The following is a 16,117-nucleotide window of genomic DNA, read 5'->3' as shown; positions in this document are numbered from 1 at the left end:
TTTATATTTACAGTATATAATAATCTTACTGATGTAAAACGTTTTTTTACGTTCATCAGCCTGAAATGCCTGGTATTATTAAGAGCACGAATTGTTAACCCGCGTAATTAATACAGGTTCCGCCACTTATCATCTTCCTGCAAACGCTGGTTCCGATAGAAGATACGCAGGCCTGCTCCTGACGGAATACTGCCGCCACGAAGGAGTAAATAGACCTCTTTCTCGCTGCCATCAAATCCTCTGGACTTCAGTTCATAGACGAGCTGCTGTCGCTGATGGTCTGTAATTCGCTGTTTGTAGTCTTTACGCCGTTTCGGTTTCACCAGGCGTAACCTTGCAGCCAGTTCCCGGCGCTCTTTTTTGCTCATACTGTGCAGGTATTCGTGCAACTCCTTGTCATCCATGCGGGTAATGTCCGTTCTGATATCCCCATCAGCTGATTTGTCTTTCCCTTGTTGGTTCAAATTTTCAGCAAGGGGACAGTTATTGCCACGAGTCCAAGGGGCGCAAGCGCCCTGGTCGGCTGCCGCCTCCTGAACGTCAACGGCTTTACGGACCATTTTCCACTTCACTGCATGAGTGCAGATCTTGCCCTCTGCAATGGGTGACCAGATGCCATAAATACGAATACCGTGATCGCCATAGGCGGTCGGCTCTTCGTTGATTTCATAAGCGGTTCTGATGAGGTGATATTTACGGGGAACCAGTACGCCGCCCTGCTTCATGATGTAGGTGGCAAAGCAACCAGCATCAGCTGCAGCCAGAATGGCATCAAGGCGCGGGTTATCCAGTACCGGCGCACCTGCTTTTTTGTCACCCTGTTGCCTTGCCGCCTGACCAGCCAGCAATCGCAGTTCACGGTAAGCCTGACGCCCCGGAATGCCAAAGAAGCGGAATTGCTGAACACGATGCAGAGACGCCCAGGCATTAACGTATTCAGCGTTATCACGCAGAGATTTACCCGTTTCCTTGCTGATCTCGCCAGCCAGACCACGCCCGTCAATGTTCTTACTGATGTATTTCGCGATGTAGCTTGTTGGTGTACCTTTGCGCGGGTTTATCAGCTCAGACTTAAAGCGTGGTCCTGTGTTATTACCCAGCTCCTCGCGGTCTTCACGAATGGCAAACTTACGCAACAAAGCAGTAATGGCGCGGCGATCTTTTTTGCGCATAAAACACAACAGGTGCCAGTGAACTGTACCGTCATGATGCGGCTCAGCCACCCGCACGCCATACCAGCGCAATCCGGCTTTGTACATCGCCTTACGAAATGCAGCAAACATGCCGACCAGATAATCACTGCTTTGTCTTACCGTCGCATTTGTCCAAGTCGGGTTGGGCCTGCCGTTATTTAGCGTGGAATGGAAACGTGACGGACAGGTGATGGTGTAGAAAACGGCGCAGTCACCGCGCATTTCCGCGATAAGCTCCAGACCTTTAACACATGCCATCATCTCATTGCGGCGATGCGCCGGGTTGCTACTACTGGCGTTTACCACGTCCTCCATATCCAGCGTGTCGCCGTCTTCGTTCACCAGTTCATGAGAACGGAAAAACTCCAGCGACTTACGGCGCTGCTCACGTTTATGCATCACGGCTTCATAGCTGACATAGGGAGATGCTTTTTTGCTGACCAGGCAAACAGCACGCAACTGCTCTTCCCGCCATTCGCAACGCATCTTCCATAATTTCCGATACCACCAGTCGGCGCACAACATACGCGCCAGCGAACCCGGAATGAGTTCATAGGGTACGGGTTTACGGCGGTTTCTTTTCCGGCGGAGTTGCTCAAACGCAGGAGGGATGACATCCAGACGCAGGGTTTCCGCCGCCACCCTTTCCCATGTCTTGCGGATTTCTTCTGGCTTAACGTCATCGGTGGCATACAAATCACCACAAGCTGCATCAAGGCACATGCTCATATGCGCGGCAACAAGGGTAGACAGGCGCTTCACCTGATCCTGACTCATTTCAGGCAAGATCAGCAGGCCGTCCAGCCCTTCATGGCTTGCCATAAAACGAAAAGATGCAGATAGCTGGCTGTCGCGTACATGCTCCAGTCGTTCCAGACATGGTTTAATCGTCTCACGCAAATAGCGGGAATAAGCCTTTGGCCTGCCCAGGCTGCTGAAGTATTCAATACGTTGCATCAGCGGCTTGCTGATATGGGAAGGCTGGGCGTTAACGTCCGCCAGTATGACCATGTCCGGATTAAAACGCTGCTGCTCATGCACCAGCTTTGCCCGGCTAATGAGCTTATCCTGCTCCATTTCGCGCTGGACAGGATCACGGGATTCATTAAAGAAATAACGCTCCCAGACCTGATCACTCAGTGCCTCGCGGCGCAGTTGTTCCTGCTTGTTATCGGCAGCGTACAGAGTGATCAGGTTTGAAAGCGCAGAAACCGGCGCAACTTCCGCCGGGTCCAGATAAGGGTTAATCGCCTTTTTCGGGCTGTTCCATGAGAATGCTGCGGCGGCCTCGTTAAAGCCGCTGCAGTTGTTCATATCAGCATGGCTCATGCACGCACTCCGTACACGGCAGAACTATCCACGCCACGCGAATAATCAAATCCCACCCAGCAGCGCGGCCCGGAAACAGCAATGATTTCTGTTGCTGATTTACCCTCGCCAGCTGCCACACCGATGCTGCGTTTTACCTTGATATAGTGGTGAGTAAAATTGCGATACAGCGAACGGATCAGGGATGTGTCACTGTTAGAAACAATGACCGGATGTCCTTCTGATGACCGATGTTCAAGAACGGATGCCAGGTGATACTGGTCATCTTCAGTGAAACCATCAGTGTGATAGCCGGAAAACGTACCGTCATACGGCGGATCGCAATACACCACATCCCCCGCCTTCAACATCGCCAGCGTTTCATCAAAGCTGGCGCAGATAAACATTGCTCGCTGGGCTTTTTCTGCAAATGCGCGAATTTCTTTTTCAGGGAAATACGGATTTTTATAATTACCGTAGGGAATGTTGAAATGCCCGCTCTTGTTATAGCGACATAAACCACGGTAACCGTGACGATTGAGATACAGGAAATATACCGCTTTCATGAAATCAGTAATTTCAGTTGAGTAATTAAACTCCTGCCTTATGTTGTAATAAGCCACCTCCCTGTTTGCGATCTCAAATAAAACTCTGGCGCGAGATATAAACGATTCACAATCAGCGGCAACCTTTTTATAGAGGTTGATTAAATCAGGATTAATATCCGCAACCAGATAGCTGGGGTAATCCGTCTCCATCATCACAGCACAGGAACCCGCGAAAGGTTCAACCAGTCGCGGGCCAGCAGGAAGGTGTTTTTTCAGTTCGGACATAATGGCGGTTTTATTTCCCGCCCATTTCAGGATGGTGCTCATACAGCACCTCCTGCAATAACATATCCTAAAGCTTCTAATGGGGTTAATGGGCGAATTGATAGCATCACCCATTGTTCTGAAACTGACATGACGTCATTAACCGGAAGCACATGAGAGATAACAGCGGCCCATTCCCTACCCGTAAATACGCCATGCTTCCATTCGCAAAGAGAAAGAACATCACCAACTTTATAGCCACGATCGTCTTTACGAAGTTCAGCCGTCTTTTGACCTGCAACCACAGCGTTGAAATACTTAGGTGCAATTTTTAATTGATGGATACGCACTGCCCTTGTCATACAGCACCTCCGTTGTAGTGCTTGCCTTTCAGCTCTGCGATTTCCTGACAGGTAATGCAAAGCTGCACACCCGGAATGGCGCGGCGTCGTGCTGGCGGAATTGGTGCTTCACATTCAATGCAAAGTACGCGGGATACGCCCGGCGTTTTGGTACGGGCAGCACGGATATGGCGCTGGCGTTCTTCTTCAACGCGCTGCTGTACGAGATCCATTGCATCAGCCATTAGTGGACCTCCTGCGCTTCGTTCTGGATTGCTTCAGCGGTCACACGCAGCAGTTCTGCTGCTTCGACGTGGTTTAGCTGGCGGGATGTAATATGACACGCAAGGCTATCAAGGCGGGCAGCCATTGCCTCAGCCCTTGCCCGACGTTCTTCCAGACGAGCCTCTGTCAGTAAAATATTAAGTCCTGCGTCATCCGGTCCGGTTTTAGTCGAGAGGGTTTCAATATTACGCATAATCAATTCTCCTGAATTTAGATAAAGGAATGCCCGGCGGGTTTACGCCATGAATTTCATTAATTGGTTAATTCGGCATGGCTAGCCGTCTGGGAAATAAGCTCACCACTGCACGAAGATGATTCATTACTTTAATCAACTCCCGCTTTTCGTCAGTGGTCAGCTCATTAATGCTGATGCTATGACGTTCAGCTGGAATTTTTGCTATAAAGAATATAGCAGCCAGTGCCCGTTTATTTCGTTCATAATTAACATCCCGTGGATCACGTATATCTTTAATAAACCGCTCAAGCTCTGACTCAATATTCAGGCCAAATACTTTCGCCCTTAATTCCGCAATATGATTAAGTCCATTCAGGCGTTCACCTGGGCTTAATGGAACAGTCGCCGCAGCGCCATTAATTGCCATAATTCATATCCCCAAAACGCAACTATCGCTCTTTGTTCTTACGGTAACGCTCAAGAGGAGATATATTTTTTCGTATCATCTCTTTAACCTGCTCTCCCCGTAAAAACGTCCCATCCTTTAGCGTGAAAAAGTAACTGCCATCGCCCGACAACGACGGATAACAACAGAGCAAATCATCTTCAGGTACTGAATAACTCTCCCCTCTGTAACGAAACTGATAAACCACTTCACTTTCCGCTGCATACATTTTGACTTTCTCCGTTTCCCCGTGGTCAATTCAGACAGCAATTCATCTTGTGAACGGCACGGATGCCAGCGTTTACCATCCTCACCCATGATCCAGCCGTGACCGTAGTGCATTGCCGGGCTTTGTTTTACCAGCAGCGATGCAAATGATGGTTCTTTCGTCAGCATAAGCACCTCACAGCAAACCGAATGAAGCACCGAGGCCAGTCACGGTATCAACTGCACTCGCCATCGCAGGATTAGCCTGTAAACGGGCCTGCAATGAAACAGCAGCCAGCGCCATCAGTCGTGTTACAGAGTTAATGCTGCTGATAGCATCACGACGACCTGTGCTGGTTTTCACATCACCAGATACCGCACCAGCAGCAACACGCCCGATCTCTGCGGTTGCACTCATGACGTAATGCGGCAGTTTCTCTTTTGCTACCTCATTAATCGGTACGCATGGCAGGCAGTGAATCTGAGCCAGAAAACCATCTACCAGCGTTGAATCTTCAGTCAGATCGGTAAGCAGCCAGATTTCTGGTGCGGTTAATAAATGAGGTTGAGCTGGGTTCAGCTTGTTTCGCAGAATCTGCACATTCATGCCAGCACGTTCTGCCAGTTGCACCAGGTTGTGGCGCAACGCGAATGCACGACAGGCTTCATCAAAATGTGGATGTTTGGAAACTTGGTAATCAAACATGGTTTTCAACTCCGAACTTATCGCAAAATCGAACTCAGCGTCTTATTGCGAAAATAGACGTCTATTAAGCAGACAAAGCATCAACAGTCAGAGCAGCCAGGTTAATCATTACCTTTTCACGTTTTTTGTCTTTACGAAGACGATGACGAGGTAGTCGGCCATCAGCCAACATGTCGTTAATCGTATCAATAGAAAGGCCAGTCAGTTCGCTATAACGTTCGATTGTGACATGTGGTGTATTCAGAGTAATTGAAATGTTAGGTGTCATAAGGCAACATTCCTTCTAGATATGGCTTGTGGCGAGCCGTTGTTTGTCGTGATTAGTAGTGAAGGCTCCAAAAGAACACTTCTGGTTCAACTTTAAGATCGCTTTTGGAATCTGCCAACGAATTTTGGATTTCTTTGGAGGACTTGTGGATTTCAATAGCGGCGGTAAGAAAGCCATAGAACGTTTAGTTGAAGCATATGGGTTCGGTACCCGTCAGGCTCTCTGTGATCATTTAGGTGTTTCTAAGAGCACCATGGCAACGCGCTATATGCGTGATATTTTTCCGGCAGATTGGGTAATCCAGTGCGCCCTTGAAACGGGCACCTCGCTTAATTGGCTCACAACTGGAAATGGTTCAAAGCAAACTTCAGGTAATACAAATACTATGGAAGTTGCTAAATATGTATTATCTGATGGTGCCTTGCGTGAAGACGGTTTTTATATTTTTGATAAGGGATTTCTACCCTCTACGTTTAAAAAACCTTTTGTCATCACAGATAACAATTCTGAATTTATTTGTGATAAAGAATTTGATGATATACGTGATGGTAAATGGGTAATAAGTATTGATGGCGAAATAACAATCCGCGACATTACTCGTTTACCCGGTGGAAGAATCTTCGTTGAAGGTGGAAACAGAGCCTTCGAGTGCAAGATAGAAGATGTTGAAATAATTGGGAAAATTATAAGTTTAACAATTAAGTACGTTAGGTAATACCGGGAGGAAACTATGCTTGGTAAGGTATTTTTTGTGGTTTTATCATGCTCTTTGTTATTAAACCCACTAACTACCTATGCTAAAAATTATCCTTGTTCTGGGAAAAAGGGAGGTGTCTCTCACTGTACCTCCGATGGAAAGTTCGTTTGCAATGATGGAACTATTAGTAAATCAAAAAAAATCTGTACTAAAAACTCGCGATAAATTTTGCTTTTATATCTGCGCCTAATATAACAATGAGCCGCAGGCTAACCGCAAAAGTCACATACTCACATAGCAAAAAATAGCTAACTTCATTATGGCTTCAGTGAGATGTATGGTCGCAGGATTTCATACATTGACACTGGTTATACATACAGTAAAAATGCTCTCTACTGGAGGGCATTTTTTATGGCAGTACGAAAACTCACCACAGGAAAATGGCTTTGCGAATGTTACCCCGCCGGACGTAGTGGGCGTCGTGTGCGTAAACAATTCGCCACCAAAGGCGAAGCACTGGCTTTTGAGCGTCACACGATGGAAGAAACCGAAGCAAAGCCCTGGCTGGGCGAATCAGTAGATCGTCGAACCCTGAAAGACGTGGTTGAGCTATGGTTCAAACTACATGGTAAATCTCTGACTGCTGGGCAGCATGTCTATGACAAATTGCTGCTGATGGTTGACGCTCTGGGCAATCCCCTTGCAACCGATCTCACATCTAAAATGTTTGCCCATTATCGAGATAAACGACTGACAGGTGAGATCTATTTCAGCGAGAAATGGAAGAAAGGGGCCAGCCCGGTCACCATTAACCTAGAGCAAAGCTATCTAAGTAGTGTTTTTAGCGAACTATCCCGCCTGGGCGAATGGTCGTATCCAAACCCACTGGAGAACATGCGAAAATTCACCATCGCAGAAAAAGAGATGGCATGGCTTACCCATGAGCAGATTGTTGAACTGCTGGATGATTGCAAACGTCAGGACCCAATTCTGGCACTGGTAGTCAAGATATGCTTAAGCACAGGCGCACGCTGGCGAGAAGCAATAAACCTTACCCGATCACAGGTGACCAAATACCGAATTACCTTTGTAAGAACGAAGGGGAAGAAAAACAGAAGCATCCCTATCAGTAAAGAGCTTTATGAAGAGATCATGGCGCTTGATGGGTTCAATTTCTTCACAGACTGCTATTTTCAATTTTTATCCGTGATGGAAAAAACGTCTATCGTGCTCCCTCGCGGTCAACTTACACACGTTCTGCGTCATACGTTTGCGGCGCATTTCATGATGTCGGGTGGAAACATCCTTGCTTTGCAAAAAATCCTCGGACATCACGACATAAAAATGACTATGCGTTATGCTCATCTATCACCTGATCACTTAGAGACAGCTCTTCGTTTCAATCCACTAGCAACTTTGGATGTTACTAAATCAGATTCTTAAAGGTTCAAGCATGGTTAAGTTTTTGTTTCAATTACCAATATTCGACTTCTCCTTAACATTTGATATTATCGAGACGTTAATCACTCATAGCGAATCATCAATCGCTAAGGGCATAGCAGAATATAAAGACAAAGGACCTGAAGAATATATAATTGAAATATCTCCGGAAGATGGTGTATACCAGTCAATTGATCATTACATGGGACTCACCAGCTCATCGCTAGATCTCGATGAAATGTTTTTAGAATACTACCCAAGTATTATCCGCAGGTCAGTATTCTTAACTATATTCGGAATTTTTGAGCACGAAATAGAAAAATTCTGTAACAACTTTGCTAATAGACATCATTCTCCTATAAATGTTTCAGATCTCAAAGGAAGTGGATTTGAGAGGAGCCATCTATTTATCAAAAAAATGATAGGGATGAAGTCAACATCCCACTATTCGAATATCAAAAAAATAACAAAATTAAGAAACAGTTGTGCGCATAATGATGCAAAATACTTAGAAAACGATGGGCAAAATATTAAAAGCATTATTGAACTTATAGAAAAATATCCTGATTTTTTTAAAAAAGATGGAAAACAGGTCCTATTTATGGGGGGCTCGTTAAGCATGATCTTGAACTCATTCAAAGAGTATCTTTCTGATGTTGAAAGAGCCTTAGATGAATTCGAAAAACAAAGCACTAGTGGCGACAAAGTGGCGGCAGCGGTTGGCATTACCCCGTAATAACCACCACTGACCACCAACCCAACTTATTGTTTTTACTCTAACTTATTGTTTTCATTAACCCGTTTACATAAATGGGTTTTTTGTTGCCTGAAATTTATCTCCAGCCCTGCCACTCGCTCCACCATCCTCAAAATCTCCTCATGCGATAGCGGCTTACGGTCGGTGACAAAATGCAGACTCATCCCTTCAATAAAAGCATCCAGCGCCCGGGCAGTTTCCGGTTCAAACCATTGTTCAAGCGTTTGCTGACTACGCTGCATCCAGTTTTGCATCACCGTTTTTAATAGCGGTTTTCGGCTGGCCAATGCGTAGAGCTGGTACATCAGTTCCATGTTATCCGGCGTTGCGACCTGCGAGCTGTAGATCATGTCTGTTATGGCCTGGCAGGCGCTGGGGGCGTCATTGACATCATCAAAAAAAGCCTGATATTGCCGCGACATCGTCTGCGTAAAACGGCTAAACGCTTCCAGCAACAACTCATCAATTCCTGAAAAATAGTAGGTCATTGATCCTAACGGCACTCCGGCGAGGGTAGCGATTTTACGGTGCGTAACGGCATGTATCCCGTAAAGTTTCACTGCCTCCAGCGTGGCCTGAATGATTTTTTCTCGCCGTTGGGGATCATTAGCGCGGCGCATATTTTTACCCTCTCTCTGCAATTGTGTACAAATGTACACAACCTTGCTAAGGTTGTCTTCCCTCTTCTTTTTTTGACGTGATCTATGACAGTAAATTTTTCACGTAATGCCTTGAAACGCCGTACCTGGGCGTTGTTTATGTTCTTCTTTTTGCCAGGACTGCTAATGGCTTCCTGGGCCACCCGCACGCCAGCAATTCGGGATATTCTCTCTGTCTCTATCGCTGAAATGGGCGGTGTACTCTTTGGCCTGTCGATAGGTTCGATGAGCGGTATCCTCTGCTCGGCGTGGTTAGTGAAACGCTTTGGGACGCGTAATGTCATTCTGGTCACTATGTCCTGCGCTTTGATCGGGATGATGATATTAAGTCTGGCGCTCTGGCTGACATCCCCCGTCCTCTTTGCCGTTGGTCTTGGTGTCTTTGGGGCCAGTTTTGGTTCCGCTGAAGTGGCGATAAACGTTGAAGGCGCAGCCGTTGAGCGAGAAATGAATAAAACGGTTTTGCCTATGATGCACGGCTTTTATAGCCTGGGCACGCTGGCAGGCGCTGGTGTCGGGATGGCGTTGACAGCCTTTGGTGTTCCGGCAACTGTACATATTTTGTTGGCGGCACTGGCGGGCATCGCACCTATTTATATTGCTATTAAAGCAATCCCTGGCGGTACGGGCAAAAACGCTGCCGATGGCTCGCAGCATGACGAAAAAGGTGTGCCTTTTTACCGTGACATCCAGTTGCTGTTGATTGGTGTCGTAGTACTGGCAATGGCTTTTGCAGAAGGCTCTGCCAACGATTGGTTACCCTTATTAATGGTTGATGGCCACGGTTTTAGTCCAACGTCAGGCTCACTGATTTATGCCGGTTTCACATTGGGGATGACCGTTGGACGCTTCACCGGTGGCTGGTTCATCGACCGTTACAGCCGCGTTGCCGTAGTACGTGCCAGTGCCTTGATGGGTGCGTTGGGTATCGGACTGATTATTTTTGTCGATAGCGCATGGGTCGCTGGGGTGTCTGTTGTGCTTTGGGGATTGGGCGCTTCTCTGGGCTTCCCACTAACCATTTCTGCCGCCAGCGATACCGGCCCCGATGCGCCGACCCGTGTCAGCGTAGTGGCAACGACGGGTTATCTGGCATTCCTCGTCGGGCCGCCACTGCTGGGCTATCTCGGAGAACATTATGGATTACGTAGTGCAATGCTGGTTGTGCTGGCGCTGGTTATTCTTGCGGCTATTGTCGCTAAAGCCGTCGCCAAACCCGATACAAAAACGCAAACTGCGATGGAGAATAGTTGATGGGCATTAAATTAATTGCGGTAGATATGGACGGTACTTTCTTAAGCGATCAAAAAACCTATAACCGTGAGCGGTTTATGGCCCAGTATCAGCAGATGAAAGCACAAGGTATTCGCTTTGTGGTCGCCAGTGGAAATCAATATTATCAGTTAATTTCGTTCTTTCCCGAAATTGCCAATGAAATTGCCTTTGTGGCGGAAAACGGCGGCTGGGTGGTGAACGAAGGCAAAGATGTTTTTAATGGCGAACTGTCGAAGGACGCATTTTCCACTATTGTGGAGCATTTACTGACGCGCCCGGAGGTGGAAATTATTGCCTGTGGAAAAAATAGCGCCTATACCCTGAAAAAGTATGACGCCGAAATGAAGGCCGTGGCGGAGATGTACTATCATCGCCTGGAATATGTCGATAACTTTGACAATATCGACGATATCTTCTTCAAGTTTGGGTTAAATCTCTCTGACGAACTGATTCCGCAAGTGCAAAAAGAGTTACATGATTCTATTGGCGATATTATGGTGCCAGTCCATACCGGCAACGGTAGTATCGATTTGATTATCCCCGGCGTACATAAAGCCAATGGCCTGCGTCAACTCCAGAAATTATGGGGCATAGACGACAGCGAAGTGGTGGTTTTTGGCGATGGCGGTAATGATATTGAGATGCTGCGTCAGGCGGGCTTTAGCTTTGCAATGGAAAATGCTGGCAACGCAGTCGTAGCGGCGGCGAAATACCGTGCAGGCTCCAATAACCATGAAGGCGTACTGGACATTATCGATAAAGTTCTTAAACACGAAGCGCCATTTAATCAATAAAACGGCAGCACGCCCGGCAACACAATGCCTGAATGAAGGATGCATAATCCGCGGAAATTACCCTTCTGGATTATTTCAGGCGAAATGATGATGAAAAAATGTGTACTGCTGGGCGCGTTTCTGTTGAGTTTTACTGGTGTGGCAATGGCGCAAAGTGTCACCGTTGATGTGCCGAGTGGATACAAAGTGGTGGTGGTCCCTGATTCAGTCAGCGTTCCGCAAGCCGTCAGCGTTGCCAGCGTGCCGCAAACCGTATACGTGGCCCCTACGCCAGCTCCGGCTTACCGTGCACATCCATATGTCCGTCACCTTGCCAGCGTAGGCGAAGGGATGGTAATCGAACATCAGATCGACGACCATCACCACTAATCCCTGAATGCCTGATTGTATAAAACAACCAGGCATTTTCTTATCCGTCGTTAGAATTTCCTGTTTGTTTATCTTTTAAAAAGATAAACATCAGCAGCAGCCACAAAACTCCGTTGGCAAGATTAAACAGATTAAACAATCCATTACCGCCATTCAGCCAGGCATGTTTACTGATCTCAATACCTACGGTAAAGATCAGCATTTGCAACATCCCCATCGCCGCCGATACCGTCCCTTTACTCATATCACTGGCGAACAACGTTAAACGCACCAGCCCTGCATTCGCCAGACCAATACCAAAAGCATAAATACTTAACCCGGCGGTCATCCATAAATACGCGTGCGATGAGATGACCGTGGCCGCTGCGGCGACCAGCAGACCAATCATAATCGGCCAGCCCCCCATAATAATCAGCGAACGTACGGTACGGCGCGAGGTCAGACGTGCCAGCAGCAAATTACCCGCAATTAACGCGCCGAAAATGGGCACTTGCAGCAAACCATATTCATAGCTACTCAACTGTTCACCGGTGATGATGATAATCGGTGACTGGGCAATCCACGCCAGTAACGGCAGACTGACAAATCCCAGCGCCAGCGCTCCTGCAACAAAGCGGCTGTTCTTCAGTACCAGCTTATAGTCTCGACCAAGCTCTTTCAGCGACAGTTTCTCGCCAATGCGCGTAGCCGTTTCTGGCATCGCACGTTGCAGACCGAAGAAGGAGATCGCCGCCAATGCAGCAAACAACACAAACATCCCTTCCCAGGGCAACACATGAATCCACGCGGCACCCACCAATGGCCCGAGTAACGGAGCAATCAGCGCCACATTCGCCATCAGCGCGGTGATCTTGATACAAACCGCCTCTTCAAAAGATTCCTGAATCGCGGCGTAACCCACAGCGCCAATGAAACAGAGGCTTATCCCCTGTAGAAAGCGCAACAGCGTGAATTGTTCAATGTTTTGCGCCAGTAATATCGCCAGGCAGGTGATTATGAACCACACCACGCCAGCTAACATTACCGGACGGCGACCAATACGATCCGACAGTGGTCCTAACAGCCACTGTAAAAACATCCCTCCCGCCAGGTAAGCGGTCATCGAAGTAGGAACCCAGTCAATACCCGCCTGATACTGCTCCACCACGGCGAGCATACCGGGTTGAATCATATCGTTGCCGATATAGGTCGAGAATTCGTAGAGCACCAGACAGAGGGGGAAAAGTAATGCCTGACGCCCAAGTCTGGCACCTGTTGCTAATTTATTTTGCATGCAATTTCTTCGCCAATAATAATCGCGCAAATTTTAATAAAAGCGTGGCAAACGAGAAAGCAAATTTTGTAGCTGAAACCACGGTTAAGCACATTCTTACGTTATTCCGAGTATAGCCCCCCTTTCTTTAAGCTTTATTTAATTTCTTCGCGTTACCATTCTCTGCTGTAAGCCAATCCGGTTGAGGTAAATAAGACGATGCCGCTTTACCCTGTTTAACAAGCGATTTATTCTCATCGACCTGCCTGATGGCTGCCCACTAATCACCTTTTGAGTCTGAAAGTTATGCTGGAAAATCTGAATTATTCATTATTCTCTCTTATTAATGCGACGCCAGACTCATCCGCATGGATGATTTCGTTAGCAATTTTTATTGCCAAAGATTTAATTACCGTGGTGCCATTGTTGGCTACGGTGCTTTGGCTATGGGGATTTACGGCGCAACGACAACTGGTGATAAAAATCGCCATCGCGCTAGCGGTCAGTCTGTTTGTTTCCTGGACGATGGGCCATCTGTTTCCGCATGACCGTCCATTTGTCGAGAATGTCGGCTATAACTTCCTGCATCATGCAGCAGATGACTCTTTCCCGAGCGATCATGGCACGGTGATATTTACCTTTGCGCTGGCATTTTTATGCTGGCATCGTTTGTGGTCAGGAGCAATCCTCATGGTACTGGCGGTAGTTATTGCCTGGTCGCGCGTTTATCTCGGTGTTCACTGGCCGCTGGACATGCTTGGTGGATTGTTGGCGGGAATGATTGGTTGCCTTAGCGCCCAGATTATCTGGCAAGCTGTGGGATCCAGGCTCTACCAGCGGCTGCAATTGTGGTATCGCATCTGTTTCGCCTTACTAATACGTAAAGGCTGGGTGCGTGGCTGATTTCGGATAAAAAGTGTAATATCAGGCGGCTCGCTTCAATAACAATTCAGAGGGATTATGGAAACACGTCGCGAAGAGCGTATCGGGCAATTACTGCAAGAATTAAAACGCAGCGATAAGTTACATCTGAAGGACGCCGCCACCCTGCTCGGGGTTTCAGAGATGACGATTCGCCGCGATTTGAATAACAACAGCGCCCCCGTCGTATTACTCGGCGGTTATATCGTTCTGGAACCGCGCAGTGCCAGCCATTACCTGTTAAGCGATCAAAAATCCCGTCTGGTGGAAGAAAAACGCCGGGCGGCAAAACTGGCTGCGACGCTGGTAGAACCCGATCAGACCCTCTTTTTTGACTGTGGCACTACCACGCCGTGGATTATTGAAGCGATAGATAATGAAATCCCTTTCACCGCCGTTTGTTATTCACTAAATACCTTTCTGGCACTGAAAGAGAAACCCCATTGCCGGGTGTTTCTTTGCGGCGGTGAATTTCATGCCAGTAACGCCATTTTTAAACCCGTCGATTTTCAATTGACGTTGAATAATTTCTGTCCAGATATCGCTTTTTATTCCGCAGCCGGAGTGCATATCAGTAAAGGTGCTACCTGTTTTAATCTTGAAGAGTTGCCGGTAAAACACTGGGCCATGTCGATGGCGCAAAAGCATGTGCTGGTTGTCGACCACAGTAAGTTTGGCAAGGTACGCCCGGCACGCATGAGTGACCTGAAACGATTTGATATTGTGGTAAGCGATCGTTGCCCGGAAGATGAGTATGTGAAGTACGCACAGACGCAGCATATTAAGTTGATGTATTGATGATGCATAACCGGATGACGTTAACGCGTCATCCGGTCATCAGAAGATTAAGAGAACCAGCCGCCGAACCACTGATGGAATTTCATCATTACGAAGTCCCACATCCGACCAAAGAATCCGCCCTCTTCCACATTTTCCATCACGATCAGCGGACGCTGTTCAATCGACTTGCCGTTAAGCTGGAAATCAATAGTGCCGACGACCTGACCTTTTTTCAGCGGTGCGGTAAGCTGCGGTTCCGTTAACGTGTAACTGGCTTTCAGGTTTTTCAGTTGCCCACGAGGGATGGTCACCGATCCCCCTTCACCGGCACCGAGATTCACTTCGCTCTTATCACCAAACCAAACCCGCTGAGTCACAAAGGTGGCATCAGGTTTAATTGGTGTCACGGTTTCAAAGAAGCGGAAACCCCAGGTCAGTAATTTCTCAGACTCATTAAAACGGATACGGTCAGTTTTCGCCCCCAGCACCACAGAGATCAAACGCATATCACCCTGGGTAGCCGAAGCGACCAGATTGTATCCCGCACCTGCCGTGGTTCCGGTCTTCATACCATCAACATTAACGTTACTGCTCCACAACAGGCGATTACGGTTAGGTTGGCGAATTTTGTTAAAGGTAAACTCTTTCTCTTTATGAATGGCATACTCTTCCGGTACATCGTGAATTAACGCTTTACCCAGCAATGCCATATCGCGCGCGGTACTAAACTGCCCCGGTGCATCCAGGCCGTGTACCGTCTGGAAGGTGGTGTTGGTCAGGCCCAGTTTCTTCGCATAACCATTCATCAAACCAATAAATGACTCCTGGCTGCCCGCAACATAATCTGCCAGTGCAATACAGGCATCATTACCGGACTGAATGATCACACCTTTATTCAAATCCGCCACAGAGACCTGATCGCCCGGTTTAAGAAACATGACCGATGAACCGCGCAGCGCTGGATTGCCCGTTGCCCAGGCATCTTTACCGACCGTCACCATATCGGTGAGTTTGATCTTATCGGCCTTAAGCGCCTGTCCAACCACATAGCTGGTCATGATTTTAGTCAGGCTTGCGGGGTCCAGTTTCTCATCCGCATTGCCTTCTGCCAGCACTTTGCCGCTGGCATAATCCATTAAAATCCATGCACGCGCATCCACGCTCGGCGCTTCAACGGTCTGTTCCGCCGCAAATGCCGTTGGGGCAAAAAGGAATAAAAATGCAGAACCCGCTGCAAGACCACGAAGGAAAGAGGAGTATTGCGTCATAAATGCCACCCGAGTATCCATTCAAAAAAAATACGTTATATCGCCGTATGATAAGTTCGGTGATTAATAACGCACACACAAGCTTAAAGAAACCGTAAGTTGGTAAAGTTTTTAAAGTTTATGCAATATCCTGCCGCTTCGCTGCTTCTGGTGTCATTTTTTTAC

The 16,117-nt window shown here is 47.5% G+C and carries 21 protein-coding genes and 1 pseudogene; 9 read left to right on the top strand and 13 right to left on the bottom strand.

The genetic code is table 11. The features are described 5' to 3' along the window. Nucleotides 1-107 precede the first annotated feature (107 nt). From BEA93_RS08495 to BEA93_RS08455, 10 genes and pseudogenes are all read right to left on the bottom strand, one after another. A complete protein-coding gene (locus BEA93_RS08495) occupies nucleotides 108-2,522 on the bottom strand; it encodes a replication endonuclease (protein WP_105224604.1) in 2,415 nt (804 codons plus the stop codon). After that, nucleotides 2,519-3,376: a DNA adenine methylase gene (locus tag BEA93_RS08490; RefSeq protein ID WP_105224605.1), complete on the bottom strand. Its 858-nt coding sequence runs from the start codon at nucleotides 3,374-3,376 to the stop codon at nucleotides 2,519-2,521. The genes BEA93_RS08495 and BEA93_RS08490 overlap by 4 nt, the downstream gene beginning before the upstream one ends. Continuing rightward, nucleotides 3,373-3,675 carry a DUF3850 domain-containing protein gene (locus BEA93_RS08485; protein ID WP_105224606.1) on the bottom strand — a complete coding sequence of 101 codons (303 nt, stop codon included), beginning with the start codon at nucleotides 3,673-3,675 and terminating at the stop codon, nucleotides 3,373-3,375. Before BEA93_RS08485 ends, BEA93_RS08490 begins: the two co-directional genes overlap by 4 nt. Next, nucleotides 3,672-3,899, bottom strand: a complete 228-nt coding sequence (locus BEA93_RS08480; RefSeq protein WP_000752620.1) for a TraR/DksA family transcriptional regulator — start codon at nucleotides 3,897-3,899, stop codon at nucleotides 3,672-3,674. The genes BEA93_RS08485 and BEA93_RS08480 overlap by 4 nt, the downstream gene beginning before the upstream one ends. Then, nucleotides 3,899-4,132: a DUF2732 family protein gene (locus tag BEA93_RS08475; RefSeq protein ID WP_001244214.1), complete on the bottom strand. Its 234-nt coding sequence runs from the start codon at nucleotides 4,130-4,132 to the stop codon at nucleotides 3,899-3,901. The genes BEA93_RS08480 and BEA93_RS08475 overlap by 1 nt, the downstream gene beginning before the upstream one ends. A 67-nt stretch (nucleotides 4,133-4,199) precedes the next feature. Beyond that, complete coding sequence (locus BEA93_RS08470) at nucleotides 4,200-4,541, bottom strand: DUF5347 family protein (RefSeq protein ID WP_000996713.1); 342 nt, start codon at nucleotides 4,539-4,541, stop codon at nucleotides 4,200-4,202. A gap of 22 nt (nucleotides 4,542-4,563) precedes the next feature. Then, nucleotides 4,564-4,788 carry a hypothetical protein gene (locus BEA93_RS26210; RefSeq protein ID WP_021576389.1) on the bottom strand — a complete coding sequence of 75 codons (225 nt, stop codon included), beginning with the start codon at nucleotides 4,786-4,788 and terminating at the stop codon, nucleotides 4,564-4,566. An 11-nt stretch (nucleotides 4,789-4,799) separates the two neighbouring features. Beyond that, a pseudogene (locus BEA93_RS25655) lies at nucleotides 4,800-4,955 on the bottom strand (phage filamentation protein Fil family protein); the annotation flags it as partial. Between the two features lie 7 nt (nucleotides 4,956-4,962). After that, a complete protein-coding gene (locus BEA93_RS08460) occupies nucleotides 4,963-5,472 on the bottom strand; it encodes a phage regulatory CII family protein (protein ID WP_000460895.1) in 510 nt (169 codons plus the stop codon). 64 nt (nucleotides 5,473-5,536) lie between these two features. Then, entirely contained in the window at nucleotides 5,537-5,740 is a 204-nt protein-coding gene (locus tag BEA93_RS08455) for a hypothetical protein (protein WP_000188450.1), read from the bottom strand. Nucleotides 5,741-5,885: 145 nt separating this feature from the next. On the opposite strand from BEA93_RS08455, the gene BEA93_RS08450 reads away from it, so the two are divergent. The 4 genes from BEA93_RS08450 (at nucleotide 5,886) to BEA93_RS08435 (ending at nucleotide 8,613) form a co-directional block, all read left to right on the top strand. Continuing rightward, a complete protein-coding gene (locus BEA93_RS08450; protein WP_053270942.1) occupies nucleotides 5,886-6,455 on the top strand; it encodes a phage repressor protein CI in 570 nt (189 codons plus the stop codon). A 15-nt stretch (nucleotides 6,456-6,470) separates the two neighbouring features. Continuing rightward, entirely contained in the window at nucleotides 6,471-6,662 is a 192-nt protein-coding gene (locus tag BEA93_RS08445) for a hypothetical protein (protein WP_001321204.1), read from the top strand. Between the two features lie 186 nt (nucleotides 6,663-6,848). Continuing rightward, a complete protein-coding gene (locus tag BEA93_RS26075) occupies nucleotides 6,849-7,880 on the top strand; it encodes a phage integrase (protein ID WP_024174454.1) in 1,032 nt (343 codons plus the stop codon). A gap of 10 nt (nucleotides 7,881-7,890) precedes the next feature. Next, nucleotides 7,891-8,613, top strand: coding sequence for a hypothetical protein (locus BEA93_RS08435; protein ID WP_032173749.1), 723 nt, complete (start codon nucleotides 7,891-7,893; stop codon nucleotides 8,611-8,613). A 35-nt stretch (nucleotides 8,614-8,648) separates the two neighbouring features. On the opposite strand, the gene BEA93_RS08430 is transcribed toward BEA93_RS08435, so the two are convergent. Next, complete coding sequence (locus BEA93_RS08430; protein ID WP_105224607.1) at nucleotides 8,649-9,254, bottom strand: TetR/AcrR family transcriptional regulator; 606 nt, start codon at nucleotides 9,252-9,254, stop codon at nucleotides 8,649-8,651. A gap of 84 nt (nucleotides 9,255-9,338) precedes the next feature. Between BEA93_RS08430 and BEA93_RS08425 the strand changes: the two genes are divergently transcribed. The 3 genes from BEA93_RS08425 (at nucleotide 9,339) to ybjH (ending at nucleotide 11,731) form a co-directional block, all read left to right on the top strand. Continuing rightward, nucleotides 9,339-10,547 (top strand): MFS transporter, encoded by a 1,209-nt coding sequence (locus BEA93_RS08425; protein WP_105224608.1) that lies wholly within the window; start codon nucleotides 9,339-9,341, stop codon nucleotides 10,545-10,547. Continuing rightward, nucleotides 10,547-11,362, top strand: a complete 816-nt coding sequence (locus BEA93_RS08420; protein WP_001516070.1) for a Cof-type HAD-IIB family hydrolase — start codon at nucleotides 10,547-10,549, stop codon at nucleotides 11,360-11,362. The genes BEA93_RS08425 and BEA93_RS08420 overlap by 1 nt, the downstream gene beginning before the upstream one ends. Before the next feature lie 84 nt (nucleotides 11,363-11,446). Then, nucleotides 11,447-11,731, top strand: coding sequence for a protein YbjH (gene ybjH, locus BEA93_RS08415; RefSeq protein ID WP_010379680.1), 285 nt, complete (start codon nucleotides 11,447-11,449; stop codon nucleotides 11,729-11,731). Nucleotides 11,732-11,771: 40 nt separating this feature from the next. On the opposite strand, the gene mdfA is transcribed toward ybjH, so the two are convergent. Beyond that, nucleotides 11,772-13,004 carry a multidrug efflux MFS transporter MdfA gene (gene mdfA, locus BEA93_RS08410; RefSeq protein WP_001516067.1) on the bottom strand — a complete coding sequence of 411 codons (1,233 nt, stop codon included), beginning with the start codon at nucleotides 13,002-13,004 and terminating at the stop codon, nucleotides 11,772-11,774. A gap of 285 nt (nucleotides 13,005-13,289) precedes the next feature. Here mdfA and ybjG point away from each other — a divergent pair, with 285 nt between their 5' ends. Beyond that, nucleotides 13,290-13,886 (top strand): undecaprenyl-diphosphate phosphatase, encoded by a 597-nt coding sequence (gene ybjG, locus BEA93_RS08405; RefSeq protein WP_105224609.1) that lies wholly within the window; start codon nucleotides 13,290-13,292, stop codon nucleotides 13,884-13,886. A gap of 57 nt (nucleotides 13,887-13,943) precedes the next feature. Then, nucleotides 13,944-14,702, top strand: coding sequence for a DNA-binding transcriptional repressor DeoR (deoR, locus tag BEA93_RS08400; protein WP_000450142.1), 759 nt, complete (start codon nucleotides 13,944-13,946; stop codon nucleotides 14,700-14,702). A 47-nt stretch (nucleotides 14,703-14,749) separates the two neighbouring features. Here the strand turns inward: deoR and dacC are convergent, their stop codons facing one another. Next, entirely contained in the window at nucleotides 14,750-15,952 is a 1,203-nt protein-coding gene (dacC, locus tag BEA93_RS08395) for a serine-type D-Ala-D-Ala carboxypeptidase (RefSeq protein WP_001516066.1), read from the bottom strand. Nucleotides 15,953-16,117 lie beyond the last annotated feature (165 nt).

Source organism: Escherichia sp. MOD1-EC5950 (assembly GCF_002965345.1).
Taxonomy (GTDB): Bacteria; Pseudomonadota; Gammaproteobacteria; order Enterobacterales; family Enterobacteriaceae; genus Escherichia; species Escherichia marmotae.
Note: the sequence above shows the minus strand (reverse complement) of the source record. Positions and strands in the feature narration are given on the sequence as shown.